23 protein-coding genes, 1 tRNA gene, 2 rRNA genes and 1 pseudogene (1 of these 27 only partly in view) are annotated in these 26,424 nt (G+C 57.4%); 8 read left to right on the forward strand and 19 right to left on the reverse strand.

The features are described 5' to 3' along the window. Positions 1-51: 51 nt before the first annotated feature. From NYR50_RS19205 to NYR50_RS19230, 6 genes are all read right to left on the reverse strand, one after another. Positions 52-1,047, reverse strand: coding sequence for an ABC transporter ATP-binding protein (locus tag NYR50_RS19205; RefSeq protein WP_418137895.1), 996 nt, complete (start codon positions 1,045-1,047; stop codon positions 52-54). Further along, on the reverse strand, positions 1,044-2,042 hold the full coding sequence (locus tag NYR50_RS19210; protein WP_418137896.1) for an ABC transporter ATP-binding protein: 999 nt from the start codon (positions 2,040-2,042) through the stop codon (positions 1,044-1,046). The genes NYR50_RS19205 and NYR50_RS19210 overlap by 4 nt, the downstream gene beginning before the upstream one ends. Beyond that, positions 2,039-2,887 carry an ABC transporter permease gene (locus NYR50_RS19215; RefSeq protein ID WP_418137897.1) on the reverse strand — a complete coding sequence of 283 codons (849 nt, stop codon included), beginning with the start codon at positions 2,885-2,887 and terminating at the stop codon, positions 2,039-2,041. The genes NYR50_RS19210 and NYR50_RS19215 overlap by 4 nt, the downstream gene beginning before the upstream one ends. After that, on the reverse strand, positions 2,887-3,825 hold the full coding sequence (locus NYR50_RS19220) for an ABC transporter permease (protein WP_418137898.1): 939 nt from the start codon (positions 3,823-3,825) through the stop codon (positions 2,887-2,889). The genes NYR50_RS19215 and NYR50_RS19220 overlap by 1 nt, the downstream gene beginning before the upstream one ends. A 65-nt stretch (positions 3,826-3,890) precedes the next feature. Continuing rightward, positions 3,891-4,034, reverse strand: a complete 144-nt coding sequence (locus NYR50_RS19225; RefSeq protein ID WP_418137899.1) for a hypothetical protein — start codon at positions 4,032-4,034, stop codon at positions 3,891-3,893. 48 nt (positions 4,035-4,082) lie between these two features. Beyond that, positions 4,083-5,471: an ABC transporter substrate-binding protein gene (locus tag NYR50_RS19230; RefSeq protein WP_418137900.1), complete on the reverse strand. Its 1,389-nt coding sequence runs from the start codon at positions 5,469-5,471 to the stop codon at positions 4,083-4,085. Between the two features lie 621 nt (positions 5,472-6,092). Between NYR50_RS19230 and NYR50_RS19235 the strand changes: the two are divergent. Together NYR50_RS19235 and NYR50_RS19240 are read left to right on the forward strand one after the other, a co-directional pair. Then, a pseudogene (locus tag NYR50_RS19235) lies at positions 6,093-6,309 on the forward strand (transposase); the annotation flags it as partial. Then, a complete protein-coding gene (locus NYR50_RS19240; RefSeq protein ID WP_418138298.1) occupies positions 6,309-6,533 on the forward strand; it encodes a hypothetical protein in 225 nt (74 codons plus the stop codon). The pseudogene NYR50_RS19235 and the gene NYR50_RS19240, both read left to right, overlap by 1 nt. A 146-nt stretch (positions 6,534-6,679) precedes the next feature. Here the strand turns inward: NYR50_RS19240 and tnpB are convergent, their stop codons facing one another. Both tnpB and NYR50_RS19250 read right to left on the reverse strand, forming a co-directional pair. Continuing rightward, the gene (tnpB, locus tag NYR50_RS19245; protein WP_418137901.1) at positions 6,680-6,895 is read right to left on the reverse strand and encodes an IS66 family insertion sequence element accessory protein TnpB; all 216 of its coding nucleotides are present in this window, start codon (positions 6,893-6,895) and stop codon (positions 6,680-6,682) included. A gap of 356 nt (positions 6,896-7,251) precedes the next feature. Then, on the reverse strand, positions 7,252-8,139 hold the full coding sequence (locus tag NYR50_RS19250) for a LysR family transcriptional regulator (protein WP_418137902.1): 888 nt from the start codon (positions 8,137-8,139) through the stop codon (positions 7,252-7,254). A gap of 97 nt (positions 8,140-8,236) precedes the next feature. Here NYR50_RS19250 and NYR50_RS19255 point away from each other — a divergent pair, with 97 nt between their 5' ends. The 5 genes from NYR50_RS19255 to NYR50_RS19275 all read left to right on the forward strand — a co-directional run bounded on the left by NYR50_RS19255 (position 8,237) and on the right by NYR50_RS19275 (position 12,346). Continuing rightward, positions 8,237-9,472 carry an MFS transporter gene (locus tag NYR50_RS19255; protein WP_418137903.1) on the forward strand — a complete coding sequence of 412 codons (1,236 nt, stop codon included), beginning with the start codon at positions 8,237-8,239 and terminating at the stop codon, positions 9,470-9,472. 55 nt (positions 9,473-9,527) lie between these two features. Continuing rightward, positions 9,528-10,640, forward strand: a complete 1,113-nt coding sequence (locus tag NYR50_RS19260) for an alpha/beta hydrolase (protein ID WP_418137904.1) — start codon at positions 9,528-9,530, stop codon at positions 10,638-10,640. A gap of 103 nt (positions 10,641-10,743) precedes the next feature. Next, the gene (locus NYR50_RS19265; protein WP_418137905.1) at positions 10,744-11,217 is read left to right on the forward strand and encodes a hypothetical protein; all 474 of its coding nucleotides are present in this window, start codon (positions 10,744-10,746) and stop codon (positions 11,215-11,217) included. A 17-nt stretch (positions 11,218-11,234) separates the two neighbouring features. After that, positions 11,235-11,933 (forward strand): hypothetical protein, encoded by a 699-nt coding sequence (locus tag NYR50_RS19270; RefSeq protein ID WP_418137906.1) that lies wholly within the window; start codon positions 11,235-11,237, stop codon positions 11,931-11,933. Continuing rightward, positions 11,930-12,346 carry a cyclophilin-like fold protein gene (locus tag NYR50_RS19275; protein WP_418137907.1) on the forward strand — a complete coding sequence of 139 codons (417 nt, stop codon included), beginning with the start codon at positions 11,930-11,932 and terminating at the stop codon, positions 12,344-12,346. Before NYR50_RS19270 ends, NYR50_RS19275 begins: the two co-directional genes overlap by 4 nt. A gap of 169 nt (positions 12,347-12,515) precedes the next feature. Here NYR50_RS19275 and NYR50_RS19280 read toward each other — a convergent pair whose 3' ends face one another. Genes NYR50_RS19280 through NYR50_RS19290 form a run of 3 tightly spaced genes read right to left on the reverse strand, consistent with a single transcriptional unit; the run spans position 12,516 to position 15,085 of the window. Beyond that, positions 12,516-13,877, reverse strand: a complete 1,362-nt coding sequence (locus tag NYR50_RS19280; protein WP_418137908.1) for an EAL domain-containing protein — start codon at positions 13,875-13,877, stop codon at positions 12,516-12,518. A gap of 21 nt (positions 13,878-13,898) precedes the next feature. Further along, positions 13,899-14,597, reverse strand: coding sequence for a response regulator transcription factor (locus NYR50_RS19285; RefSeq protein ID WP_418137909.1), 699 nt, complete (start codon positions 14,595-14,597; stop codon positions 13,899-13,901). After that, the gene (locus NYR50_RS19290) at positions 14,594-15,085 is read right to left on the reverse strand and encodes a hypothetical protein (RefSeq protein ID WP_418137910.1); all 492 of its coding nucleotides are present in this window, start codon (positions 15,083-15,085) and stop codon (positions 14,594-14,596) included. The genes NYR50_RS19285 and NYR50_RS19290 overlap by 4 nt, the downstream gene beginning before the upstream one ends. A 139-nt stretch (positions 15,086-15,224) precedes the next feature. Here NYR50_RS19290 and NYR50_RS19295 point away from each other — a divergent pair, with 139 nt between their 5' ends. Further along, positions 15,225-18,104, forward strand: a complete 2,880-nt coding sequence (locus NYR50_RS19295; protein WP_418137911.1) for a PAS domain S-box protein — start codon at positions 15,225-15,227, stop codon at positions 18,102-18,104. 136 nt (positions 18,105-18,240) lie between these two features. On the opposite strand, the gene NYR50_RS19300 is transcribed toward NYR50_RS19295, so the two are convergent. The 8 genes from NYR50_RS19300 to NYR50_RS19335 form a co-directional block, all read right to left on the reverse strand. Continuing rightward, a complete protein-coding gene (locus NYR50_RS19300) occupies positions 18,241-18,453 on the reverse strand; it encodes a hypothetical protein (RefSeq protein ID WP_418137912.1) in 213 nt (70 codons plus the stop codon). A gap of 198 nt (positions 18,454-18,651) precedes the next feature. Beyond that, positions 18,652-18,957: a putative quinol monooxygenase gene (locus NYR50_RS19305; RefSeq protein ID WP_418137913.1), complete on the reverse strand. Its 306-nt coding sequence runs from the start codon at positions 18,955-18,957 to the stop codon at positions 18,652-18,654. Positions 18,958-19,297: 340 nt separating this feature from the next. Further along, entirely contained in the window at positions 19,298-20,701 is a 1,404-nt protein-coding gene (locus NYR50_RS19310) for a UvrD-helicase domain-containing protein (protein WP_418137914.1), read from the reverse strand. Between the two features lie 67 nt (positions 20,702-20,768). Beyond that, a complete protein-coding gene (gene istB, locus NYR50_RS19315; RefSeq protein WP_418135855.1) occupies positions 20,769-21,581 on the reverse strand; it encodes an IS21-like element helper ATPase IstB in 813 nt (270 codons plus the stop codon). Further along, complete coding sequence (istA, locus tag NYR50_RS19320; protein WP_418137260.1) at positions 21,571-23,097, reverse strand: IS21 family transposase; 1,527 nt, start codon at positions 23,095-23,097, stop codon at positions 21,571-21,573. Before istA ends, istB begins: the two co-directional genes overlap by 11 nt. Before the next feature lie 199 nt (positions 23,098-23,296). Then, positions 23,297-23,373, reverse strand: a tRNA-Met gene (locus NYR50_RS19325). A 243-nt stretch (positions 23,374-23,616) separates the two neighbouring features. Beyond that, a 5S ribosomal RNA gene (gene rrf, locus NYR50_RS19330) occupies positions 23,617-23,731 on the reverse strand. Positions 23,732-23,986: 255 nt separating this feature from the next. Next, a 23S ribosomal RNA gene (locus NYR50_RS19335) occupies positions 23,987-26,424 on the reverse strand (it continues 362 nt past the right edge of the window).

Below are 26,424 nucleotides of genomic sequence, written 5' to 3' on the forward strand. Positions count from 1 at the left end.
CTATGTGCTACTTTAGAGATCGTGATTGGCTGCTGCGGTGACGCCGAACCTTCAAGTGTTGGTTTGGAGATGACAAGCAACCCGGCCTGCACCCCGCGTCGCCAGCAGCAGCGGGCGTTCCTCGCTGCAATGGCCAAATGCCTGGGCACAGCGCGGATGAAAGGCGCAGCCCGCGGGGGGGGAGAGCGGGCTAGGCAATTCGCCGTTCAACATCGACTGGCTTGAACTCCTTTTGACACCGACTTCAGGCGCGGCTCCCAGCAGTGCCCGCGTATAGGGATGCTGTGGATCGGCGAATATCTGTTCGGTGTCGCCTGTCTCCACCACCGCGCCGAGATACATGACGACGATACGGTGGGAGATATGCCTGACGACCCGTAAATCATGTGATACGAAGATCAGCGACAGTTCCAGCTTCTGCTGCAACTCAAGCAGAAGATTGATAATCTGCGCTTGTACAGATACGTCGAGCGCGGAGAGAATTTCGTCCGCGATGATGCATTCCGGCTCGACGGCAAGCGCCCGGGCGATCCCGATCCGCTGGCGCTGGCCACCACTGAATTCGCGCGGATAGCGATCGGCCGCATCGGCAGGAAGATTGACCAGGTCGAGCAGTTCGCGGATCCGAGCCGCGATTTTGTTACGGGGACAGATCCTGTTGACCGCAAGCGCTTCGCCGATTGCCTGGCCCACGGTCATGCGGGGATTGAGCGAGGAATACGGATCCTGAAAAATCATCTGAACGCGACGGTTGTAGGCACGCCGAGCGCGGCCGCGAAGATGAGAGATGTCCTGACCATGGAACAGGATCTTGCTCTCGCTGACCTCGTGCAGACGCACAAGACAGCGTGCGAGCGTCGACTTGCCGCAACCGGATTCGCCGACCACCGCCACAGTCTCGCCCTTGGCAATCGTCAAGGAGACATCACGCAGCGCCGAGACCTGCTGCTCGGGAGCCCCGGTCAGCCGCTCCGTCAGGCTGCGGTTCACACCGAAATACTTATCGACATTCTGGACGGCGATCACGGGGGGGACGGTGATGGTCATTGGAATACAAGCTCCTCGATCAGCGCGTCAGTTCGCATGCATGCGCTTTCCTGCTGCCCGGCAAGTTTCTTCAGGGTCGGGCGGGATGTTTCGCAAAGCGGCTTAACAAACCGACAGCGCGGTGAGAAAAGACAACCAGCCGGCCGCGCTCGTGGCGACGGCGGCGAGCCAGTAATAGGCCGCAGTGGTTCTCGGCTCGCGCCCGCCTGCGGAATGCTGTCGATCAATCCAAGCGTATAGGGATGGCGCGGACGCACCAGAAGGTCCTCCGAGGGACCCATTTCCAGGATCTCGCCTGCATACATGATCGACACGCGATCACAGACCGCCGAAACGACACCGAGATCATGCGTAACCAGCGCAACGCTGACGCCGAGATCGTCGCGTAACCCCAGAAGCAGTGCCAGGATCTGGTCCTGGATGGTCACGTCAAGCGCTGTCGTCGGCTCATCGGCGAGGATCAGCGACGGATCGCTGGCAAGGGCAATCGCGATCATCGCGCGCTGGCGCATTCCACCGGAGAATTGGTGCGGATAGTCCTCCAGCCGACGCTCAGCCGATGGAATGCCGACAAGGTCCAGCAGTTCGATCGCCCGCGCCTTGCGGCCGCGCCGATCTCGGCTGCCATGCGCCTTGAGACTTTCCGAGATCTGCCGGCCGATGGTCAGAACCGGGTTGAGCGCCGTCATCGGCTCTTGGAAAATCATCGATATTTCGCCGCCGCGAACCCGGCGAAGATCGGCTTCGCTCATGCCGTTGACATCGCGGCCGTGCCACAGGATTTCGCCGCCCACCTTCATCTGGCTCGGCAACAGCCGCATGATCGCCCGGAGACTAAGGCTCTTACCGGATCCGGATTCACCAACCAGCCCAAAGATTTCTCCCCTGCGCACGTCGAAGCTTGTCGATTGCACGATCGGGATGGTTTCCGCGTTCCGTTCCAGCGACACCGTCAGTCCGCGTACCGAGAGGATTGTTTTATGATCGAGGTTCATGAGCGCTCCTGCTGATGAAAGAGTTCTGCAAGACCGTCACTGAGCAGGCTCAACCCCAGCCCCAGCAATAGGATCGCGAGGCCAGGGAAAATCGACATCCACCATGCGGTCTCGATGTAGTTCTTGCCATCGGCGATCAGCACGCCCCACTCCGCTTCCGGCGGCTGGGCGCCGAGCCCGAGATAGCCGAGGCTTGAGCCGAGCAGAACGGCAAGCGCCATGTCGGTCATCCAGTAGATCATTACCGGAGTAATGGCATTCGGCAAAAGGTGGCGCAGTACGATGCGCAAGTGGCTGTAGCCTAACCCCTTGGCTGCGGCTGCATAGTCGAGATTCTTCTGGACGAGGATTTCCGCCCGCATCAGTCGACAATAAAACACCCAACCAACAGCGGTCATGGCGATATACATGTTGATAAGGCCCGGCCCCAGCAACGCGACCACGGCAATGATCAGGACAAGGAAGGGGAAGATAACAATCACGTCGATGATGCGGCCGACGATAGTGTCGAGAATGCCGCCGAAATACCCCACCACGGCGCCGACGATGGTGCCAAAAATGACCGATACGATGGTGGCGAGGAAGGCGATCTGCAGATCGACGCGAAACGCCCAGACGACCCGGCTGAATATATCTCGGCCGAAGCTGTCGGTACCGAACCAATGTGCGGCACTTGGACCAACCAGCAGCGCCTCGTAGTCAAAGGCTTCCGGATCATGCGTTGCGAACCATTGCGGTGCGATCGCCATGAGAACCGACAACACCACAATTGTTCCGCCGATCACAAGCGACGGCGCTAAGGGCAGGCGGGCAACCCGCCGTCGGAAAATAGGAACAGCGCTCATCACTTTTCAATCCTTGGGTCAAGCATGCCTTGGATGATATCGGTCATCAGGAAGACCAGCGACACAACCAGCGTCAGTACCAGCATCAGCCCCTGGATCACCGGATAGTCGCGCGCAAAAATGCTGTCGATCATCAGCCGACCGACGCCGGGAATGGCGAACACGGTCTCGGTCACCACCGCGCCCCCGATCAGCGTTCCAATGTTGAGACCAAACAGGGTCACGGTCGAGATCAACGCGTTGCGCAGCACGTGATGATAGAGCACTACGAAACGCGGCAGACCGCGGGCGGTGGCGAAGATAACGAAGTCACTCGACATCACCTGTATGATCGAGGAACGCAGGTTGCGGAAGAGGACGGCAGCAAAATTATAAGAAAGCGCCAGAGCTGGCAGGAACAGGTGGTAGAGATTGTCGACCAATCCCTTGCCGAAGCCGCCGACCGGAAACCAACGCAGCTGTGCCGCAACGAAAGTCAACATGATGATGCCAATATAAAAGGTCGGCATCGATAACCCGACCTGGAACAGGCCGCGCAGGACCAGGTCAGCGAACTGGTCGCGGCGCAAAGCCGCCAGCAGCGATAACGGCACGGCAATAAGCATCGCCAGGAACGCGCCCATTAGCGAAAGCATCAGCGTCACCGGCAAGCGCTCGGCGACAAGCTGCAGCACGGGGACCTTGAGTGCATAGGAAACGCCGAGATCGCCATGCGCCAGTTGGCCGACGAACATGCAGAACTGGGAAATCAGTGTCTGGTCCGTGCCATAGGCCGCCTCGATACGGGCTGTGGCTTCGTCCGTCGCGCGGTCACCAAGTGCTGCAAGCCCTGGACCGCCCGGCAACGTCCGCACCAGGACAAACAGGACGACGATTGCAATGAACAGGGTCGGGACCAATTGCAGAATGCGACCGGCGATAACGTTACCTCTGCGCATCGGCCAACTCCTTCATAGTTATAGAGTCCAGCCGGACCTTGTGTCCGGCCGGTTTTGCGATGCGCTTACTTGTTCAGCGAGGTCTTGGTGAAGACGTTGTTGCCGAGCGGGATCTGGATGAAACCTTCGACTTTTTTGCCGAGGGCGACCGGATATGGGCTCTCGTACATGTAGACGATCGGCACGCCTTCCTTGAACAGCTCCTGCATCTTCGCATATTGCTCAGCGCGCTTGCCCGGATCGGCTTCGTGCTGGCTCTATAGCTTGTCGACTTCTACGTTCTGCCAGCCGCTGCGGTAGGATTGGATCAGCGGATAGTAAGCGAAGTAGGATGTAGCCTGGCTAGGGTCGGCAATGTCGTTCGTCCAGGTGGACACCACCATCTGGAAGTCATTGGCCTTCTGGCGCGCAGCCCGCGTCGCCTTGTCAACCTGCTCGATCTTCAGCTTAACGCCGACTGCCGACCACATCTGCTGGGCCGCCGTGGCGATCTGCATCTCGTCCTGGCTGCCGCCAAGCGTCAAAATGCTGATCTCGGTGCCAGCAGGTACGCCAGCATCGACTATCAGTTTCTTGGCCATTGCGATGTTATAGCCGTACGGCTCGGCGGTGCCGGCAAACAGCGGCGTCGTGCTGGCAAGGTAGGACTGCATGGGTTTGGCAACACCATGCGTGACGATCTTGGTGATCGCTTCCTTATTCAGCGCATAATTCAGCGCCTGACGTACCTTCACGTCGTTCAGCGGATTGGGCTTACCGCTCGCTTCCGGCCGCGTGTTCATCGTCATGAAGGTCACCTTCGTCGAAGGGAACAACTCCATGTTGACGGCATCGTTGCGCTTGAGTTCGCTGACCCGCGAATAGGGGACTTGTTCTGCGCCATCGAGTTCACCCGATGTCAGCTTCAGGATACGTGTTGCGTCGTCGGGGATGATCTGGAAATGGATCTCGTCGAGATAGGGAAGTTGAACTCCTGCTGCATCCTTGGCCCAGTAATGCGGATTGGCCTTCAGAACCATGTCCGAACCACGGCTCCAGCTTGCCAGCGTGAACGGGCCCGAGGTGATCGGATGCTCGGAGAAGGCACGGGCTTTGTCGACTTCAGTCTGACCGGCAGCAGCCTCGAACGCCTTCATCGGCATGATCGCCGCATTGAACGTGGCAAGCGCAGCCTCGAAGGCAGGGTCGTAGTTCTTCAGCGTGATCTTGACCTTGTCGGCACCATCGGTCTCGACCTTGGCGATCGACCCAAGCATGAAGGACCAGATGCCGTTATCCTGCTTGCTGGCCCGCTCCAGCGACCACTTGACGTCTTCAACCGTGATTGGCGAGCCGTCGGAGAACTTGATGCCTTCTCGCAGGGTAAGAGTCAGTGCGGAATGGTCATCCGACCAGGACTTAGCCGAAGCGAGACCGAAATCGACGCTCTTCCCGTCAGACGCCGGCTGCAGGAGCGTGTCGTAGAGATTGGTCAGGATCCAGATATCGACATTCTGTTCGGTTTGGACCGGATCGAGGAACTGACTGTCTGCATAGCGACCGTAATTCAGCACGCCACCCTTTTCGGCGGCATTGACGCCATGGCCCATTCCGGCAGCCAGAAGCGCCGAAGAAGCCATGCCGATTATCCATTTTCTGCTATTCATCCTGCCATTCTCCTGTTGCACGCGCTGGTTATGAGCTGGCGATTTTGTTTTCGCCGAATGCGAGAAAAAGGAGGCTCCCAGCTCTTTGAGCGGCTGGCAGACTTTGATCCAAGTTATTTCTCGTTCCCTTTTTTTACGAACTAGCCACAGGATCTCGCGCTGCAACAATTCCAATATCCGCATTGTACATAACGAAAGGTTATGTGCTCGTTCGACGGAAGGCGCGAAACTGGCGAGTCTCATCTGAAATTACCGCCGTACGCACCTAAGACGCGCGCACGTCTTCCAGTCCAATACTGTTGATTTGCACTGAGAGCTGACCCGGGATTGCAGGAAAATATCACTGAGAATTGACCCATGGGGGTGCGGACGAAAACTTGGACCACCATGGAGGTAGTTCATGTATTCCTACGCAGACACCTCGACGAATTCGGGATTATCGTTGCTCAAGGACCAGCCAATCTCACGGCAGTATTGGGCATTCTGGCCGACGAGACCAATGACCTCCCTGCTGGAGTGAGAGAGATTGGTCAGCTTTACCTCAACCAGATCAGGCTGCTAACCGAGAAGATCGACGGACTGATGCTGAATCTTCGCGACGCAACCAAGGCAAATGAAGATATGCGTCGACTTTGCACCGTTCCCGGCGTCGGACCCGTGACCGCCGGCGCGATCCTCGCATTTGCTCCAGATTTTCGCGCATTCTAGAGCGGCCGGAATTTTGCTGCCTGGCTTGGCCTTGTGCCCAGGCAGCACTCCACCGGAGGTAAGACTCGACTGGGTGGTGTCAGCAAGATGGGGCAAACCGATATCCGAAAGCTACTCATCGTCGGAGCCATGAGCCTGATCCGCTGGATCGTGCGCAAGGGCGTGTTACCGGACAACTGGTTGGGAGGCATTCTACGCCGAAAGCCTCGAATGGTGGCTGCTGTCGCGCTCGCCAACAAGATAGCGCACATCGTTTGGGCAATGATGACCACGGAGCAGAATTACAAAATGGCGTCATCCGCTGCCTTTCGCGAAAGGCAATGCGGTGATGCCTGGGGCCAAAAGCCCCGGTGAGAAGATCGACTGACGGAACGATGCGGAAAGGACTTCAATGTTCAGAATGGGGTAAACCAGTCCCGGCGCTCGAGCACAAAGCTCTCTGAACCGATGTGGCCTCTGTTCTTCGAACTGCATCCCGGCCCGTGGCTAATCAGGCCACATCAAGAGGCCTGACACACGACCGATAGAATTCCTCGTTCGCTGACTGCCGTTAAAAAATCTTTTTGCCAAACCGGGGGCATCCACACATGCGCCTTTTCCAGCCGCTTCGCGTAAAGGCAGACCCCGGATCCATCCCACCAGACGATCTTGATCAAGTCGGCCCGTTTGGGCCGTAAGACATAAAGCGAGCCGCTGAACGGATCACTTGCCAGCATCACGCACCAGCGACAGCAGGCTGTCCGGCCCTTTGCGGAAGTCGATGGGATAGCTGGCGAGAAAGACCTTTACACCTGCCGGGATCATGCTGAGCGAACCGCTCGGATGACACGCTGCAGATGCGCTTCTTCGACATGTCGGCCGGCCCGCACGACTATAACATCACAGCATGAGGGCTGAGGAAACTGCGCTCCGCTCAGCAGTAATAGGGACAGCGTAGGCGTGCCTCGCCTTGAAGGGTATCGAACCGATGCGCTACTAGCTTCAAAATTCAGCTGGATCAGTAGGATAAACCACACCTACCGAAGACGACTATCTGGAATTGGCACAAGGTCGGCTGGAAACTTATGGCCCTTCAGACCTTCAACGCGTCGACAACAACCTTGAACGCCGGCGAGTTCTGCCGCCTGCTGGGATAGAATAGGTAGTATCCCGGAAACAGGGGAGACCAATCATCGAGGATCTGTATCAATCGCCCCGATGCACGTTCTCGCTCGACGAGGCTTTCAGGCACATAGGCGATGCCATATCCGGCGACTGCCGCGTCGATCATGGCGTATGAGGTGTTGAACGTCAGTTGTCCGTCGACACGAACGCGGACCTCCCGGCCATCCTTTTCGAACTCCCACGCGTAGAGGCCACCAGCGCGCGCTTGCCGATGGTTGATGCAGTCGTGAGCGACCAACTCCTGCGGCGTCTTCGGAACCGTTCGCGTCAACAGATATTCGGGAGACGCAACCGCCACCAGGCGCCAGTCGGGACCGATCCGGACCGCGATCATGTCCTTGTCAACGCTCTCACCCAGACGCACGCCAGCATCGAACTTCTCTTCCACGATGTTTCGGAACCCGTTGTCGCTGTTCAACTCGACTTTAATGTCAGGATACTCTCGCAGGACAGGACGCAATTTTGGCCAGACGATACTTTCCTGGGCGTAGTCCGACAGGGTGATCCTGACAGTGCCAGATGGCTTATCCCTGATCTCCATCAGTTGGTCGATTTCAGTCTCCAGTTCCTCGATCCGGGGCGCCAGCGAGCGGATCAATCGTTCGCCGGCTTCCGTTGGCGAAACGCTGCGCGTGGTCCGGGTCAAAAGCCGGAGCCCCATCCGTGCCTCGAGCTTTTTGATGGTATGGCTGATCGTCGACTGCGACGTGCCGAGCTTGGCTGCGGCCTTGGTGAAGCTGCGCTCCTCGGCGACGGCCAGGAACCACAGCATGTCATTCAGGTCTTCCCGCTTCATTGAGCGTCCTCCAAGCTTCAATTGATGTCAACAATCGATAAGTCCAAGCGGATTGCAATGTCTAATCTTCGAAGTGTGCGCGGCGTATATTGCCTTCATGACACAACAAGCTCTCACACGATCTGACTTCAACACCCGCGACATCGATGTTGCCGACGCGACTACGCCGACCTCGGCCTTGCCGACTGCCGCCTGGGGCGCAGTTGTCTCGATGGCGTTGTGCGTCTCGGTCCTGATCGCGTCCGAGTTCATGCCCGTGAGCCTTCTCTCCCCCATCGCCACGGATCTTGGCGTCACTGAGGGACATGCCGGCCAGGCGATTTCGATCTCCGGTATCTTTGCAGTTGTCACCAGCATTTTCGTCGCCGCGCTGACGCGTCGGCTGGACAGGCGGCTGGTTCTTGCGTCGTTTTCACTGATCCTGGTGATCTCGGGAACGATCGTAACATTCGCCCCGAACTACGGAGTGTTGATGATCGGCCGCGCACTGCTGGGTATCGCAATCGGCGGGTTCTGGTCGATGTCCACCGCGATCGTGATGCGGCTGGTTCCAGAAGACTCTGTTTCAAGAGGCCTTGCGATACTGAACGCCGGCAACGCCATTGCAGCCACGATCTCTGCACCTCTGGGAAGCCTGCTTGGCAGCTACATTGGCTGGCGTGGCGCTTTCTTTGCAGTCGTTCCCCTAGCGCTGCTGGCGCTCGTCTGGCAGTGGATCAGCCTGCCGTCTCTGCCGCCGCGTCAGAGCCAGGGATCGTCGAATGTCTTCCGGCTGCTGCTTCGTCCTCCGATCGCCATTGGCATGACCTCGATCATGCTTCTCTTCATGGGCCAGTTCGCGCTGTTTACATACCTGCGCCCGTTCCTCGAAACCGTGACGTCGGTCTCGATCTCGACCCTCTCTCTCCTGCTCCTGTTGATGGGCCTGGCGGGGGTCGCCGGCACCACCATCGTCAGCCACCTGCTGCAGAAACGGTTGTTCTTCATTCTTAGCGTGATCCCGTTGATCATGGCCATGATTGCACTCGGCCTGATCGCATTCGGTTCGTCCGCAACAGTCACCGCCACCCTCTTTATCGGCTGGGGGCTGTTCAGCACCGCCGCTCCCGTCGGCTGGGGCACTTGGCTCAGCCGCACCATGACGGAGGATGCGGAGGCCGGTGGTGGGCTACAGGTGGCCGTCATCCAGCTTGCGATCACTCTTGGCGCATCCCTTGGGGGCATGCTGTTCGACGACTATGGCTGGTGGACCACGTTCCTTTTCGCCGCCGTGCTGCTCGTCGGTTCGTTCCTGTTCGCCATCGCCGCATGGCGGCTTTCAACCCGCCGATAAAACCGGCGGCCATTCCATTCAGCTCCATTCCCGTTGCATCACCACTCAAGGAGACATGCAGATGACCGACCAGATTAACAACGACGCTGAAACCGTAAAGTCCGGCATTGATCGCCGAAAACTGCTCAAAATGACAGGCGCCGGAGTCGCGGCCCTGGGGGCGCTGTCCATTTTCGATTCGACATCTGCAAAGGCTCAAGACATGTCCAACGGTGCGTCCAATTTCTACACCAGCGACCGCGTGACCCTGCAAAAGGTCACGTTCAAGAGCCAGTACCAGACGAATGTCGCCGGTAATCTCTTTCTTCCCAACAACCTCGACCGCTCCTTGAAGAACCCGGCCATCATCGTCGGTCATCCGATGGGTGCGGTGAAGGAGCAGAGCGCCAATCTCTACGCCACCAAGATGGCGGAACAGGGCTTTGTCGCCATGTCGATCGACTTGCCGTTCTGGGGCGAGAGCGAAGGCGCGTCCCGCAACCTCGTTTCGCCGGAAGTCTATGCTGAAGCGTTCAGCGCCGGCGTTGATTTCCTCGGCTCGCACGCCTTCGTCGATCGCGCCAATATAGGCGCCATCGGCGTGTGCGGGAGCGGCAGCTTCGTCATCAGCGCCGCCAAGATCGATCCGCGTATCAAGGCGGTCGCAACCGTCAGCATGTACGAGATGGGCGCTGCCTTCCGCGATGCGTTGAACAAGTCGCAGACGGTCGAGCAGCGCAAGCAGTTCATCGCAACAGCGGCCGAACAGCGCTGGGCAGAGGCCGACGGCGCAGACATCAAATATATCGGCGGCACCACACTCGAACTGACGGCCGAGACGGATCCCATCCAGCGCGAGTTCTATGACTTCTACCGCACGCCGCGCGGGGAGTTCACGCCTGCAGACGTCGCCAGAGAAACAACGACGAAGCCGACGCTCAGCAGCGCCGTCAAGTTCATGAACTTCTACCCGTTCAACGACATCGAGACGATCTCCCCTCGCCCGATGCTGTTCATCTCTGGCGACCAGGCGCATTCGAAGGAATTCAGTCAGGACGCCTACAACCGCGCTGCAGAGCCGAAAGAACTGGTTTGGATCAAAGGTGCCGGCCACGTCGATCTCTACGATCGCGTCGATCTTATCCCGTTCGACAGGCTGAAGGGCTTCTTCGATCAGCACCTCGCCTGAGCGTCGTCCGGATTTCAACCTTGCGGGGGCCGATCGGCTCCCGCGGGTCCTTCAACTTCGAAACTCAACAGTATTTGGTCGCCGAGCATCCCAGGAGCAAGCAATGAGAATTTTTCGTTGGTCCGGCTTGTTGGCCCTTCCTTTCCTGATTGTCCTGACGGGTTTCTTTTTTGTAGAAACCGAGCTGCCTCCTAGCACGGCGTTGGCGGCACCAAACTCGGTGACATTTCCATCTCTTGAACAGCTTGAACACTACACGACGGTTCGGCGGGGCATCACGCGGGAACACATGCTGACAAGCCGAGAGGCCTTGGCCGCGCTCAAAGCCGGGCAGCCTGTCCCCACCGGCACCCATATGGTGCTGGTCGACTATCAGAGCGACGTTCTCACACGCTATCTCGTCGGCCAGAAAATCGGAGATGGCGCCGACCAATGGGAATACCAATGGTTTTGGCCGGATGGGACCGTCAAAGCCGACGAAAATGTCGCCCGCTGTTATTCCTGCCACCGATCAAAACAGTCCGACCAGTTCATGTTCACGTTCGATGGCGCCATCTCCGATAATGATCCGCTCTGATGGTGGGGAGTTACGCCATGTTCCGGCCAGTGACTGACCGTCTTTTACTACCCGCCGGCATGGCCGCGCTCCTGGTGCTTTCGCTCGCCTACTGGTGGCTCGACAACGGTCCGCACGAAATTTTCGGCACACTGTTGTTCGGACTTCTGGCGTGGCATCTTTCGATCAACAGGCGCTGGTTCCTGAAACTCCGCACCGGCAGGTACGACGCCCGCCGATGGGCGGTTGTGGCGATACACACATGGCTGGCGCTCAACATGACAGTGCTGTTCGCGACCAGCGTACTGATCTCCCGTTCGGTGCCAGGCTTCATTCAATTCACGGATAATGTCAGCGTCATCGAACTCCACTGGTTCTCAGCCTATTGGGTTGTCATGATCGTTGCCGTCCATATCGACACCCACTGGGCGCGGGTCATGGCCGCGTCGAGAACGCTGTTCAGGCTCAGTCCATCGCGGCTCAGGACAGGCATGTTCAGGTTTATGGCTCTGATCCTCCTTGTGTTCGGGGCGTGGAGCTTCGTTGTTCTCGGCGTCTCGACGAAGCTGATGTTTGGCTACAGCCTGGATTTTTGGGACTTTACCACGTCGGTGACGCCGTTTTTCGCACATTGGACAGCCGTCATCGCAGGTGTCGCCGTGCTTTCCTATTACTCTCCGGCTGGCCTCCGGTCCGCTGGGAAACTTCGTTCTCAATCAAGGAATGGTGGAACATGAAATATCTCGCAAGAACAGCGTTCGTCGCCGCCTCGCTCACAATGCCAATGGGAGGATCCGCTTTGGCCCAAGATCGCATTTCAATTTCGTCCGACTGGGGCAATGTCACCGCTGTGCTGGCCGACAACGCGGCGGCTCGTGCCCTGTCGAAAATGCTGCCCTTGACGATCGAGATGGATGATCATCTGCGACAGGAAAAGACAGGGAATTTGCCGGCTGCCTTGCCGGAGGCGTCACGCAAGCGCGACTTTTCCGCAGGGACGCTTGGCCTGTGGAGTTCGGGAGACTTCGTCATTTACTACCGTGATGGACGCGTGCCTTCACCCGGCATCGTCATTCTGGGCCAAGTCCAGGGCGATGTCTCGATCTTCGACCGTACCGGCAAGGTGAAAGTCAGGATTCAGAGTGAGTAATGCGTTCGCGTTTAACGCCTTGATAGGATTTGAACGCTTGACCCGTCTTTACAAGCGCCCGCCTCGCAGATTCGCTGGGCAAGCAAAATGCTTGGATGGTCTCGGAAGAACCACATGTGGACAAAACGCCGCGCCCGTTTGATATTCGGGCGAGGCCTCCCGTGTCCTTTCAGCAACCGGGAGAGAAACCTATATCGGATGCACCGGCAGGTCGACCGAACAGGAAACCTTGACCATAATTGCAGCCTAACGTTTGCAGCGCATCGCGCTCGGCCGTGGTTTCCACACCTTCGGCGACGACGTGCTTTCCCATTGCCCTCGCCATATCGATGATAGCTTTCACGATGGCATGATCAGCGCTCGACCTTGTCATCGCCCTTACGAAGGAACCGTCGATCTTGATCTGGTCATAGGCAAGCCCCTTAAGGTGCACAAGTGACGCAAAGCCGGTGCCGAAATCGTCAAAGGCAACGACAAAACCAGCGGCCCGCAATGCCTCCAGTTGCGCGCCGATCTCGCCGCCCTGCTCCGACAGCATGACCCCCTCCGTAACCTCGATCTGAATATGCTTTGGCGAAAGTCCGGCCGATCGGGTGGCCGCCAGGATTTCATCGACAAGACACTGACTGTCCGGAAACGTGATGAATTGGGACGACGAGACGTTAATAGCGATGTGTCCGAAATCGTCGAAGCCCGCGTTCTTCCATTCCTTGGCCTGCGCGACGGCGCTCCTTAGAACATGACTGCCAATGCGCTTGGAAAGTGCGGGCTCAACAAGAGCCGCCGCAAATGCTGCGGGACCAAGTATCGTACCATCCGCCTTCTTGAGCCGCAGGAGGGCCTCGAAGCCGGTCCGCCGACCGGTATCGAGCGCAATCTTCGGTTGGTAATGGAGCAGGAAAAGACCTTGTGTAAGCGCCTCCTCCGCCAGAACCAGTTCTGCCTTGTCTGCTTTCGCACGTTCGAACCGGCCGGAGTCGATCCGGGACAAGAGAAATCGGTCTTCGAATTGCAGAATACGTTCCACTGCGCAACGTGCCAGCCCAGCCAACAAGCCGCGGACGTCCGCACCCAGCCTCCTCGGCATGCGGTCTAGAACGCAGAGAGAGCCAAGGCGCAACCCAGGCTCGACCTCCAGCGGCACGCCGGCATAGAAGCGTATCTTGTCTCGTCCGGTTACGATGGGGTTATCGGTAAACCGGGCGTCGCGAACGGCATCCGGAACGACGAAAGGCATCGACGACCGTATTGTATAATCGCAGAAGGCGTCCGCCCGGCGGGAGCCCTCCCCCCCGATTCCGCGCTTCGACTTAAACCATTGACGCTCATCGTCCAGCAATGTGATGAGCCCGATAGGCGTGCCGGCAGCAAGGCATGCGGCATCGACCAGCGCGTCGAGCACCGGGTCCGGGCCGGTCGATACGATGGACAACTCTCTGAGCCGCTTGAGGCGAACTTTTTCCTCCGGTGAAAGTCTTTGGGCTTCGGCAGCCTGGGCGGAATGCAAATGACGCTCAACTAACTCATGCATATCGCACTTCTACTTTCAGTATTATTGGACATCGCTCAATCGATAGCCCACGCCGCGAATTGTCTTGATGGATCCGCCGCTTGCCGCATCAAGTTCCGCAAGCTTGCCGCGCAATCGGTTGATGTAGACGTCTATCGTCTTGTCGCGGGGATCGTATTCGCGAAAGAGGGCTTGGCGTGCAATGCTCGACTTCGGGCAATCCTCGCCGATACTGGCGTGCAGGACTTGGAGTATCCGTCCTTCAAGGGCCGTCAGCGCCTGACTGGCGCCCTCGCAATCCATGGACAGGCGACCGATGTCGCAATCGACATTGCCAATCCTGAACAAAGGGATTTTCCGTGGCGCGCTACGCGCCAGGCGCGCTTCGTGGAGCCGATGAACGCGGGCCCGTAGTTCCTTCACACTGAAGGGTTTCATCACATAGTCGTCTGCGCCGACGCTGATGGCGTCTGCCCGGCTGTCGGCATCGCCGGCGCCCGAGATCATGACGATGGGAATGTCGGAGCGAACGCGCGCATCGCGAAGCAGTTCCAATCCGCACCCGTCGGTCAGATTGATATCGATGAGTATGCAGTCATAGGCAGCGAGTTCATTGGAATGAATAAAGCGGTTTGCCTGTCTCGCTGTTGCAAGCGCGTCGAGCCTATCTCGAGAATCCGACCAATTTAGCCGCAGCATTTCAACGACATCGCGCTGATCTTCGATGATCATTATGTTCATGGTTTTTTCGAATGCTTGGTGGGTTGGCCCAAGCCTCCATTCCGGTCGCCATAGGATGGAGGAGGCTTTGGAGGCAGCATTGGCTGCGTGTTCTCGCCCCCTGATATGGTTATCGGGCTAAGGCTTTCCAAGGTCGCAAACGGAGAGGTAATGCGTGACAATCGATTGACGAAATCGGGCCTTAATTGCTTGAGGAAGCAAAGATGCAGATGGCCAGGATCGCGCTGAACGACGATGCTGCCAACGACGACGTCAAATCTGCCAAAAACGAGGTAGACGAAGTCTGGAATTTCGGCTTTTCCTATGCGCACGGTCGCGCCGCCCTCACTGATTTCGAGCACGAGGCAACGAATGGTCTGTGCCTTCCTCATCCATTTTTCCGCAAACAGCAGAGTGCAGAAGAGCGTGACGCTTCGGCCATACCATTTGCGGGTGAAGTAATCAGATTGGACGAGACTGAGATAGGTCTTTCTCTTGTTGGACTTCACAGTTTGACCTCAATGCTTGCCTGGACACCTCTATCGTCGGAAGGTCGGACCGCGGCAGTTGAATGCATCGATTAGACCGGTCTGCCCTTAAGCGACTGTCGCACCAAATTTAAAAAAGGTTAAACTGCCTGAGTTTCCCATGGATTACAGCGCCTTGGGATATTATCGAATGTGTGAATTCCATGACGATTGGGGGAAAACGCAGACCATGCAAAGGGGGTACGCAATCGCCGGCAATGTCTTTCGCTCATTTGTGAGTAGTCTAAAGCAGTGGAGAGCGGACCGGTTTTCCACCGGACTGCTTGCAGGAGGCGTCTCGGCTCTCGTTGTCGCGTGGTCGCCAATGTCGGCCTGGCTCTGGCTCGTCGGCGCCGCTCTCTTCATCGCCTGGAGATTTCGTCGAGATGGGGCATGGCAAAGGCACGATCTTCATGAAAATAAGGCACTACTGGAGATTGCCGGCAAGGTCGCGAAACTCGGCGGATGGGTGGTGCACCTGCCGGACAGGCGAATAGAATGGTCGGATGAAACCTGGGCGATCCACCGGATACCAAAGGGCAGAACTGTAACCATTGATGAAGGGATCGGCTACTTCGCTCCGGAATGGCGGGACAAGATCACGCGACATTTCGAATCCTGCGCCGCGACCGGCCTGCCCTACGATATCGAGGTCGAGATCATCGACGCTTCCGGATACCGCAAATGGGTTCGTGCGATCGGCGTAGCGATCCGCGATGACATGGGCCGGATCTGCCGGGTTCAGGGCGCCCTCCAGGACATCAACGAGCGCAAGCGGCTGGAAAAGACGGCCCGGGACCTCGAGCAGCGTTTCGCCGAGTCGATGGAAAACATCAGCGATGCGTTTTTCCAGCTCGACGCCCAGTGGCGCTTTACCTACCTCAACCACCAGGCCGAACGCCTGCTTGAGCGCCCGCGTTCAACACTTCTGGGCCAGTTGATCTGGGACGAATTTCCAGAGGCCTCCGCAGGAGCCATCCGTCAGCACTACGAGCGAGCGGTCCGCGATGGCAAGACGGCCGATTTCGAAGTGTTTTACGAGTCCCTCGACGCATGGTTTTCGGTCACCGCCTATCCTGGACCGGCCGGGCTGACCGTCTATTTCCGGGATGTAACGGCGCGGCATGCAGCCGATCAACATTTACGCCTCCTCGAAATGGCGATCTCGAGAATCGGGGACTTCGTGATCATCACGAAAGCTGAATCTCAGCCGGGAGGCAGACAGGCGATCGTCTACGTCAACGACGCATTCGCCAGGATCACCGGCTATTCGCCGGACGACGCACTCAACCGCTCTCCCGGATTTCTCCAGGGTCAGCGAACCGAGGCAGAGACCATCAAAAGGATCAACAGAGCGATAGCTCGGTCAAAAGCGGTTCGCGCCGAACTGCTCAATTACACCAAGGACGGCCGCGAATTTTGGATAGACATGAGTATCGCGCCCATTGTCGATTCCGAGGGACGCGCGACCCACTTCGTCGCAACCGGTCGCGATATCACCGACAGGAAACACGCCGAAGAACAGCTAGCGGAAACCGAAGAACGCTTCGCCATCGTCGCCATGCTGACGACGGACGCGGTCTGGGACTGGGACGTTGCCACCGGTCATGTGCAGTGGAACAACAACATTACATCCATCTTCGGGCATGACGACGTCCCGGTCGAGGATGGTTTTCGGGAGTGGGAAGCCAATATCCATCCCGATGATCGTACCCGGGTCATATCGAGTGTGCTCGCGGCAATCGAGGGAAGGGCCATCACCTGGATGGAGGAGTACCGCTTCCGCCGCGGGACTGGCACATATGCCGAGGTTATCGATCAGGGCCACATCATCCGCAATGCCGCAGGCAAGGCAACCCGGATGGTGGGCGGCGTTCGCGACGTTACCCAGACGCGGCTGAACGAGGCAAAGCGGCTGCAGGCGCAGCGGCTCGAAGCCATAGGCCAACTGACCGGCGGCGTCGCTCATGATTTCAACAATCTTTTGACGGTCATTATCGGGACCGCGGAAACACTGGCCGACGAAATCGCCGATCCGAGACTTTCAGCGGTAGCGCGGCTAAACCATAAAGCCTCGCAGCAAGGTGCCTCCCTCACGCGCCAGCTTCTCACCTTCGCGGGACGACAGCCTCTCGAACCAGCGGCGCTGAATATGAACAGCTCCATTCGGGCGTTGGAGGGCCTTCTCTCGACGGCACTTGGCGAAACGATCGTCCTCAGCCTTGAGCTCGATCCGGCAGCAGGCCAATTGAGAGCGGATGCCGCGCAGCTGGAAGCATCTCTCATGAACCTCTGCATCAATGCCCGCGATGCGATGCCCAATGGGGGCAACGTAACGATATCGACGGCACAAAGCGGCATCGATATCGTGATCCGGATTTCCGACACCGGCTTTGGAATGGACCAGGACACACGCGCAAAGGCTTTTGAACCTTTCTTCACCACAAAACCGTTCGGCAAGGGAAGCGGCCTGGGCCTGAGCACGGTCTACGGTTTCATGCGGCAATCGGGCGGCCGAATCGAGATTGCGTCAGAGCCGGGCAAAGGAACAACCGTCTCACTTTACTTTCCGAGGCTTGCATCCACCGAAATCGCTGTTGAGACGATAGCAACCGGGCTGTTACATGGCGGCAGCGAGCGCATTCTCGTCGTCGAAGATGACCCGATGGTGCGAGAATTTGCCGCCGCGACGCTTATGGCTCTTGGCTATTTCGTGACAAGCGCGGCCGATGCAATGGAAGCGTTGCGGATACTGGAAACGGGTAGTCCGTTCGATTTGGTTTTCTCGGATGTGGTCATGCCAGGGCCGCTCGATGGCCACGCGATGGCGGCCGAGATCATGACACTGTATCCCGGCCTCCCCGTTGTCCTGGCATCTGGCTATGCGGATATCGAACGTATCGGCGCCACGTCGCGCTTCCGGCCGCTTGCAAAGCCTTACACGCGACGGCAGCTTTCCGAAGCTTTGCGGGAGGCCATCGACGCTTCGCAGGACAGGTGATGGGCGCCCTTTTTTCAAAGCCGGAGAGTGACGATCCAGGCGCACCAGAGCCACAGGCGGTGGCTCAGTTCCGCAAGCAACTCAGGCCGCGTCGTCGTTCTGGTCAGTCGCGATGCGACAGTCCGATCCCCGTGGGTTACGCCGCACATAGCTGCCATATGTCGATCGGTTTTGCGAGCAGGCGGTCGAACTGGCTTAGCAATGGCTTGAGGTGATGCATGTACTCGGCAACACCGTTGCCGCTGTGGCATTTGAAGAGGACGCGTGCGAGTTGACAATCGTTAGTATCACCACCTTCGATCAGACCGCCGACATTTGGCTGGTCCTCAACATCGATGTCGCCGCCCATTCGTCTCCATTGGCTACACCAGTGACGATCTCCTTGAGCACGGCGCATTTGTCCCACCGACATCGGCCGCCCTTAACCACACGCGGTCGCTTCTAAAGAATATCATGCGGGTAGGCGACGACCCAAAAAAGGAGGCCGAGCCCCTTGGCCGATTTAGAGCTGCAGCTCATTTCCGTCAGGACTTAAAGTTTCGGGCGCTCATGGCCGTTTGTCAGCGAGGATAGCCAACTTATGTATCTGTGGCGGCTTGGCAAACAGGTCTCCTGCCTCTGCCTTCGCCATCAAAGCCGCAGCGACTTGGCCATTTAAGTGGGCATCTCTTCCTCCCTCATCGTCAAACGTATCGAAGATTGCAAACGAAGTTGGACCTTCCTGGATTGCGTACCAGGAAATCGTGCCAGGCTCCGCGTTGACGAGAGGTAAGGCTGACTTCAGAAAATCGGCGACCTCCTGTTCCTTGCCGGGTTTTGCTTCAAGCGGAACGTAGAGTGCGAATTTGGTCATGACCATCTCCATTGGCACCTGATCGTGCCGAAAGCTGCTATACCACGTTTAGCCGCCTGATGTACGCCATCGGGCAAATAAAGAAGCCCGTGGGACGGCGAACCCCTCGGAATGGTTGGAAATTAAGATCGCGGATCAAAAGCTCTTGAAAGGATCAGAACCGGCGACCCTGTCATTGGAATAGAGCTAACGCGCTGAAATTACTCATCTAGGGGCCGTCAGCTTGTCTCACGCCGACGGCTGATATAGCGCCGGTTGCAGATAGTCCGTTATTGGCTACCTACTTCTAAGAACCGGCCGACCGCAACGAGCAATCGAACGATGCGTAACACGCATAGTCTCATCCAAGGCCAGCCTCCGCGATGAATGGGGTCGGCTTGTTTCTCCAGTGGGACTGATCGGACGCGACGAGTAAGATGCGCTTAGCACGGGTCAGGCCGACGTAGAACAATCGCCGAGATTCGTCGTACGCCTCCTGCGTCGATGTCGAAAAATGCGGGATACTGCCCTGATTCATACAGATCAGAGCAACTCCCTCAAATTCGCGTCCCTTGGAATTGTGCAGCGTAATCAGCTTGAGCGCCTGCTCAGGATTGGCAAACAGGCCCATATCGGAGATTAGCAGATTTGCCAGGTCAACCTTACTGGCTTTCATGTCGGATAGCATTTCCTCAGCGGAATCGATCAGCGGCTGTTTGGTGCTGCCAGGCAACCATTCCTCTTGTTCAAGATAGTCACCAGCTTCGCGGGCGATGGCGCGCAGCCAAGCGACGCCGCCCGGATACTTTTCAGCAAGCGCACGAGCGAGATAAATCAGGCCAAGCGCCAACCGACGCCCTTCATAACTGAACATGTCGTATCGCGAATTACCGGTGAGGTCGCCGATGAGCCGAAACAGCGCCCGCTCCACCCCCGGGAGTCCGAGGTAATTGCCGGCCTCGGCGCAAGCTCCGAGTTGCTCGGCAAGCCCGGCAAGCAGTCGCCTGCGTTTGTAGGGCCGCGCACCCGGGCCGAAGACAGGCACGTCCAATTCTCTGAGGGCACGGGCAACGGGAATGAGATGTGTCCACCACGGCGCAAGAATTGCGGCCTTGCCGAGCGGGATACCGGCATTCTGTAAGGCGGGCAGAAAATAGTCGGTGATGGCGTCAATCGGCCTTTCGACGTGAACGTAGTTCACTTGTGCCGCGATTTGCGCGGCATCGCCCGCCGCCTGCATCCGCGGCACGGTCGGGATCAGTGTTGATGCAGTGCCGACAATCTCCGGTCCGCATCGGAAGTTGCCGGTCAAAGTCGTATCTCGGTGCGCGTCGATCTGATTTCCAAACTGATCGGCGAGTTCGGGACGCGCACCTGCGAAGCTCATGATCGACTGGTTCTGGTCACCGACGAGAAAGAAGCGTGTGTGGAGGAACTCCCGGAGTGCTCCGAAGATGGCGATCTGGATGTCCGTTGTGTCCTGGAATTCGTCGATTAGCAGCCAAGCAAAGCGGCTCGCGATGCCGCGTCCGACGAACGGATGTTGCTCAAGAACCTTCCATGAATAATAGAGGATCATCGCGAAATCGAGGTATCCGTGGGCGCGGACGCGCTCCCAATAGAGCGCGGCGGATTCCGCAGTGACAATACCTGTCTCGATCCCCGGTCCGCAGGGGTCGCCGTTTACGTCGATGCGAAGCGATTCATAGTCCTCGAACACCTGGCCGGCGGGCATGCGACCGAATGCGTCTTCGACCGCCGTCACGATCTGCTCAAACTGTTGATTTCCACTGAGAGCTGACCCGGCGTTTCCACCGAGAAGTGACCCGCCTTTAGGTATCGTTTGTGGTGGTCGTAGTGGTCAAGGTCCTGCGTTTCTCCTTCGTCGGTTTGGGTTCATGAGCCGAACTGTTCTTGAAGCGGAAGCTGTCGTTTCCGGTCTCGAGGATGTGGCAATGATGAGTAAGGCGATCGAGCAGCGCGGTGGTCATCTTCGCATCACCGAAGACGCTGGCCCATTCGCTGAAGCTGAGGTTGGTCGTGATGATAACGCTGGTGCGCTCGTAAAGCTTGCTCAGCAGATGGAAGAGCAGTGCACCACCTGAGGCGCTGAACGGCAGGTATCCCAGCTCGTCGAGGATGACGAGATCGGAATGGACGAGGCGATTGGCGATCTGTCCCGAACGACCTTGGGCCTTCTCCTGCTCCAGCGCATTGACCAACTCGACGGTGGAGAAGAACCGGACCCGTTTGTGATGATGCTCGATGGCCTGGACGCCGATCGCGGTTGCGATATGCGTCTTGCCCGTGCCGGGACCACCGACCAGAACGATGTTGTTTGCGTCATCGAGGAAGTCGCAGCGATGAAGCTGTTGCACGAGCGCCTCGTTGATCTCGCTGCTGGCAAAGTCGAAGCCATTCAGATCACGGTAAGCGGGGAAGCGTGCCGTCTTGAGCTGATATGCCGTCGATCGGACCTCTCGTTCGGCCGTTTCCGCCTTGAGAAGCTGGGACAGGATTGGAATGGCAGCCTCGAACGCCGGCGATCCCTGTTCGGTCAGATCACCGACGGCGTGGGCCATTCCGTGCATCTTCAGTTGCCGCAGCATGATGACGATCGCGCCGCTTGCCGGGTTATGACGCATGGCGAACCTCCGTCTTTCTCAAGGTATCGTATCGTTCGACATTGGCCTTGGGCTCGTTGGTGAGCGTCAGGGCCTGAGGTGCGTCGAGGGTCGGCGGCGTGAAGGTTTTTCCGTCGACGAGGCGATGCAGCAGGTTCAGGACATGCGTCTTCGTCGGAACACCGGACTTTAGCGCCATGTCGACGGCCGAGAGCACTGCCTGCTCGTCGTGCTGAAGAACGAGTGCCAGGATATCGACCATCTCGCGGTCGCCACCTGGCTTCTTGAGCAGATATTGTTGCAAGGTCCGGAATGCATCGGGAAGCTCGACGAATGGAGCGCCGTTGCGAAGCGCCCCTGGCTTTCGCTGCACCACCGCCAGATAATGCCGCCAGTCATAAATGGTTTGGCCCGGTCGATCATGCGAGCGATCAATGATGCGACGGTGCTCACAAACGATTTGGCCTTCCGCGGCAACAACAACACGATCCGGATAGACCCGCAGGCTCACCGGTCGATTAGCAAAGGATGCCGGAACGCTGTAGCGGTTACGCTCCAGATGCACGAGGCAGGTAGGTGTGACCCGCTTCGTGTATTCGACAAACCCGTCGAACGGCCTGGAAACGGGCATGAGGGCTGGAACTTCCTCAGCCCAGATGTCGGCGATAGTGCCACGCATCTGGCCATGTGGCGTCTTGTCCCAGAACTCCTTGCACCGAAGCTCAAGCCAATCATTCAGGGCTTCCAATGATGGAAAGCGAGGGATCGGTTGAAAGAAGCGATGACGGGCATCCTGAACGTTCTTCTCGACCTGTCCCTTTTCCCATCCGGACGCTGGATTGCAGAACTCGGGCTCGAACACGTAGTGACTGGCCATTGCCATGAAGCGCACGTTGACGTCTCGCTCTTTGCCACGGCCGACCTTGTCGATCGCTGTGCGCATGTTGTCGTAGATGCCGCGGCCAGGGATGCCACCGAAGACGCGGAACGCGTGATTATGGGCATCGAACAACATCTCATGCGTCTGCAGCAGATAGGCCCGGACGATGAAGGCGCGGCTGTAGCTCAGCTTCGTATGGGCGATCTGCAACTTGGTGCGCTCATTGCCGATGATCGCCCAGTCTTCCGACCAGTCGAACTGGAAAGCCTCTCCGGGCTCGAATGCCAGCGGCACAAATGTCCCACGGCCCGTCGTTTGCAATTCTCTCTGCCGATCATCACGCCATTCCCGAGCGAATGCCGCAACGCGGTTATAGGAGCCCTCATAGCCGATGCTCATAAGATCGGCATGCAACTGCTTCATCGTCCGCTTCTGCTTGCGGCCTTTCTTGGATTCTGTCTTCAGCCAGGCCGACAGTCGATCCGCAAACGGATCAAGCTTGCTCGGCCGCTCCGGGACGTTGAACTTCGGCTCCACGCCGTTGGCGCGCAGGTATTTGCGGATGGTATTCCGGGACAAGCCAGTCCTGCGGCAAATCTCCCGGATTGAGAGATGGTCTCGAAAATGCCAGCGTCGGATCACGCTCAGTAACGCCATGTCGATCACTCCAGAGCCCCCACTGAAAACATGCGAGGGACGGTTGAAACATGGGTCAATTCTCAATGGAAATATCGGGCTGCGCCGGGTCAGCTCTCAGTGGAAATCAACAGTCGGGGATTTAGCGTTTGATCGCAGTGCTACGGCGTACTGTATCGTAGTTTGGGGCTACTGCCGGATAGCATGTCGTGCTGTAGAGTGGTTGCGGGGGCAGGATTTGAACCTGCGGCCTTCAGGTTATGAGCCTGACGAGCTACCGGGCTGCTCCACCCCGCGTTACCAGCGTAAATCCCTATGGGATTTATCGCGACTGCATAACAGCTTCCCTGTGATGCACACTGCCGGAGTAAATTGCTGAGCAATTTATCTCCTGTGATGGGCGCACCTGATTTGGCGCGCCGTTTTATTGCCTTTAGAGCTCTGTCTTAAACGACGAAAGGCCGCTTTAGGCGGCCCTTTTTGTCGGCTGGGCCGAAGTGTGTGATGAGAAGATATTGATTGTTGAGTTGCGTTTTGCAGACCTGGCAGCGACCTACTCTCCCGCGTCTTGAGACGAAGTACCATTGGCGCTGGGGCGTTTCACGGCCGTGTTCGGAATGGGAACGGGTGCAGCCGCCCCGCGATAACCACCAGGTCGGCAAAACGCAACATTGTTCATGTTTTAACATGGACTGTTGTTTTCGAGAAGCTGGGTGGCGATGCCACTTTTTATCTTAATTACACGTCTTACTTGACCTGTCCGTATTCTACCTTTGCTCAACAGTGAGCATGGCAGCCATACAGACCAGAGGTCGTCGCGCCCTGTGGCGCGGCCCGTCCGGAGCCCATCGGGCGTCAGGACAGAAGAATGATGTCATCGAACTTTGTTCGATGAACATAATCAATGGGAACGAAGAAGTCGATCGAGCTATTAGTAACGGTAAGCTTCACACATTGCTGTGCTTCCACACCCGTCCTATCAACGTGGTCGTCTTCCACGGCTCTGATAGGGAACACTCGTTTTCAGGTTGGTTTCCCGCTTAGATGCCTTCAGCGGTTATCCATTCCGTATATAGCTACTCTGCTATGCCCTTGGCAGGACAACAGATCCACCAGAGATACGTCCATCCCGGTCCTCTCGTACTAGGGACAGATCCTGTCAATATTCCTACACCCACGGCAGATAGGGACCGAACTGTCTCACGACGTTCTGAACCCAACTCACGTACCGCTTTAAATGGCGAACAGCCATACCCTTGGGACCTGCTCCAGCCCCAGGATGCGATGAGTCGACATCGAGGTGCCAAACAACCCCGTCGATATGGACTCTTGGGGGTCATCAGCCTGTTATCCCCGGCGTACCTTTTATCCGTTGAGCGATGGCCCTTCCACACGGGACCACCGGATCACTATGACCGACTTTCGTCTCTGCTCGACTTGTCAGTCTCGCAGTCAGGCGGGCTTATGCCATTGCACTCGACGACCGATTTCCGACCGGTCTGAGCCCACCATCGCGCGCCTCCGTTACTCTTTCGGAGGCGACCGCCCCAGTCAAACTACCCACCATACACTGTCCCGGATCCGGATAACGGACCGCGGTTAGACATCCACGAAGATAAGGGTGGTATTTCAAGGATGGCTCCACACGAACTGGCGTCCATGCTTCAAAGCCTACCACCTATCCTACACATGCCTTGGCGAATGCCAGTGTAAAGCTATAGTAAAGGTGCACGGGGTCTTTCCGTCTGACCGCAGGAACCCCGCATCTTCACGGGGAATTCAATTTCACTGAGTCTATGTTGGAGACAGCGGGGAAGTCGTTACGCCATTCGTGCAGGTCGGAACTTACCCGACAAGGAATTTCGCTACCTTAGGACCGTTATAGTTACGGCCGCCGTTTACTGGGGCTTCAGTTCAGAGCTTGCACCCCTCCCTTTAACCTTCCAGCACCGGGCAGGCGTCAGACCCTATACGTCGTATTGCTACTTCGCAGAGCCCTGTGTTTTTGATAAACAGTCGCTACCCCCTGGTCTGTGCCACCCCATCATACTTGCGTACAAAAGGGTCACGCTTCTTCCGAAGTTACGCGTGCAATTTGCCGAGTTCCTTCAACATAGTTCTCTCAAGCGCCTTGGTATACTCTACCTGACCACCTGTGTCGGTTTCGGGTACGGTCTATACGGTGGAGCTATTTCCTGGAACCTCTTCGCCGCACATTCAATCCAGTAAGAATGTACAACACACGAGATCCGTCACTACCACCAGGCCCACGAATATTAACGTGGTTCCCATCGACTACGCGTGTCCGCCTCGTCTTAGGGGCCGGCTAACCCTGCTCAGATTAACTTTAAGCAGGAACCCTTGGTCTTTCGGCGAGGGAGTCTCTCACTCCCTTTATCGTTACTCATGTCAACATTCGCACTTCCGATATCTCCAGCAGCCCTCACGGGTCCGCCTTCACAGACTTACGGAACGCTCCGCTACCACTTGCACAAAGTGCAAATCCTCAGCTTCGGTGCATGGCTTTAGCCCCGTTACATTTTCGGCGCAAAGACCCTTATTTAGACCAGTGAGCTGTTACGCTTTCTTTAAATGATGGCTGCTTCTAAGCCAACATCCTGGTTGTTTTGGGATCCTCACATCCTTTCCCACTTAGCCATGACTTGGGGACCTTAGCTGGAGGTCAGGGTTGTTGCCCTTTTCACGACGGACGTTAGCACCCGCCGTGTGTCTGCCGACTAGTACTCCTCGGTATTCGGAGTTTGGTTAGGATCAGTAAGACGGTGAGTCCCCATAGCCCATCCAGTGCTCTACCCCCGAGGGTATTCGGTCGACGCTCTACCTAAATAGATTTCGCGGAGAACCAGCTATTTCCGAGTTTGATTGGCCTTTCACCCCTAGCCACAAGTCATCCCAATCTATTGCAACAGATACGGGTTCGGCCCTCCAGTTGGTGTTACCCAACCTTCAGCCTGCTCATGGCTAGATCACTCGGTTTCGGGTCTAATGCAACTAACTCAATCGCCCTATTCAGACTCGCTTTCGCTGCGCCTACACCTACCGGCTTAAGCTTGCTAGTTACACTAAGTCGTTGACCCATTATACAAAAGGTACGCCGTCACCCTTGCGGGCTCCGACTGTTTGTAGGCATCCGGTTTCAGGTTCTATTTCACTCCCCTCGTCGGGGTGCTTTTCACCTTTCCCTCACGGTACTTGTTCGCTATCGGTCATGCACGAGTACTTAGGCTTGGAGAGTGGTCTCCCCATGTTCAGACAGGATTTCACGTGCCCCGCCCTACTCAAGGACAATGACTGTTCTACGCGTAAGGGGCTATCACCCTCTATGGC

Source organism: Agrobacterium sp. El2ro-1b (genome assembly GCF_048298475.1).
Classification (GTDB): Bacteria; Pseudomonadota; Alphaproteobacteria; order Rhizobiales; family Rhizobiaceae; genus Agrobacterium; species Agrobacterium fabrum.

What these genes read in the sequence shown, in the direction of transcription:
- NYR50_RS19265 (WP_418137905.1), top strand. Translation starts at nt 10,744, where the DNA reads ATGAGAATTTTTCGTTGGTCCGGCTTGTTGGCCCTTCCTTTCCTGATT.
- NYR50_RS19260 (WP_418137904.1), top strand. Translation starts at nt 9,528, where the DNA reads ATGCAGATGACCGACCAGATTAACAACGACGCTGAAACCGTAAAGTCC.
- tnpB (WP_418137901.1), bottom strand. Translation starts at nt 6,895, where the DNA reads ATGCTGGCAAGTGATCCGTTCAGCGGCTCGCTTTATGTCTTACGGCCC.
- NYR50_RS19225 (WP_418137899.1), bottom strand. Translation starts at nt 4,034, where the DNA reads ATGCAGGAGCTGTTCAAGGAAGGCGTGCCGATCGTCTACATGTACGAG.
- NYR50_RS19300 (WP_418137912.1), bottom strand. Translation starts at nt 18,453, where the DNA reads ATGGGCGGCGACATCGATGTTGAGGACCAGCCAAATGTCGGCGGTCTG.
- NYR50_RS19275 (WP_418137907.1), top strand. Translation starts at nt 11,930, where the DNA reads ATGAAATATCTCGCAAGAACAGCGTTCGTCGCCGCCTCGCTCACAATG.
- istA (WP_418137260.1), bottom strand. Translation starts at nt 23,097, where the DNA reads ATGGCGTTACTGAGCGTGATCCGACGCTGGCATTTTCGAGACCATCTC.
- NYR50_RS19230 (WP_418137900.1), bottom strand. Translation starts at nt 5,471, where the DNA reads ATGAATAGCAGAAAATGGATAATCGGCATGGCTTCTTCGGCGCTTCTG.
- NYR50_RS19250 (WP_418137902.1), bottom strand. Translation starts at nt 8,139, where the DNA reads ATGAAGCGGGAAGACCTGAATGACATGCTGTGGTTCCTGGCCGTCGCC.
- NYR50_RS19205 (WP_418137895.1), bottom strand. Translation starts at nt 1,047, where the DNA reads ATGACCATCACCGTCCCCCCCGTGATCGCCGTCCAGAATGTCGATAAG.
- NYR50_RS19255 (WP_418137903.1), top strand. Translation starts at nt 8,237, where the DNA reads ATGACACAACAAGCTCTCACACGATCTGACTTCAACACCCGCGACATC.
- NYR50_RS19280 (WP_418137908.1), bottom strand. Translation starts at nt 13,877, where the DNA reads ATGCATGAGTTAGTTGAGCGTCATTTGCATTCCGCCCAGGCTGCCGAA.
- NYR50_RS19240 (WP_418138298.1), top strand. Translation starts at nt 6,309, where the DNA reads ATGAGCCTGATCCGCTGGATCGTGCGCAAGGGCGTGTTACCGGACAAC.
- NYR50_RS19285 (WP_418137909.1), bottom strand. Translation starts at nt 14,597, where the DNA reads ATGAACATAATGATCATCGAAGATCAGCGCGATGTCGTTGAAATGCTG.
- NYR50_RS19270 (WP_418137906.1), top strand. Translation starts at nt 11,235, where the DNA reads ATGTTCCGGCCAGTGACTGACCGTCTTTTACTACCCGCCGGCATGGCC.
- NYR50_RS19220 (WP_418137898.1), bottom strand. Translation starts at nt 3,825, where the DNA reads ATGCGCAGAGGTAACGTTATCGCCGGTCGCATTCTGCAATTGGTCCCG.
- NYR50_RS19295 (WP_418137911.1), top strand. Translation starts at nt 15,225, where the DNA reads ATGGATTACAGCGCCTTGGGATATTATCGAATGTGTGAATTCCATGAC.
- NYR50_RS19215 (WP_418137897.1), bottom strand. Translation starts at nt 2,887, where the DNA reads ATGAGCGCTGTTCCTATTTTCCGACGGCGGGTTGCCCGCCTGCCCTTA.
- istB (WP_418135855.1), bottom strand. Translation starts at nt 21,581, where the DNA reads ATGCGTCATAACCCGGCAAGCGGCGCGATCGTCATCATGCTGCGGCAA.
- NYR50_RS19210 (WP_418137896.1), bottom strand. Translation starts at nt 2,042, where the DNA reads ATGAACCTCGATCATAAAACAATCCTCTCGGTACGCGGACTGACGGTG.
- NYR50_RS19305 (WP_418137913.1), bottom strand. Translation starts at nt 18,957, where the DNA reads ATGACCAAATTCGCACTCTACGTTCCGCTTGAAGCAAAACCCGGCAAG.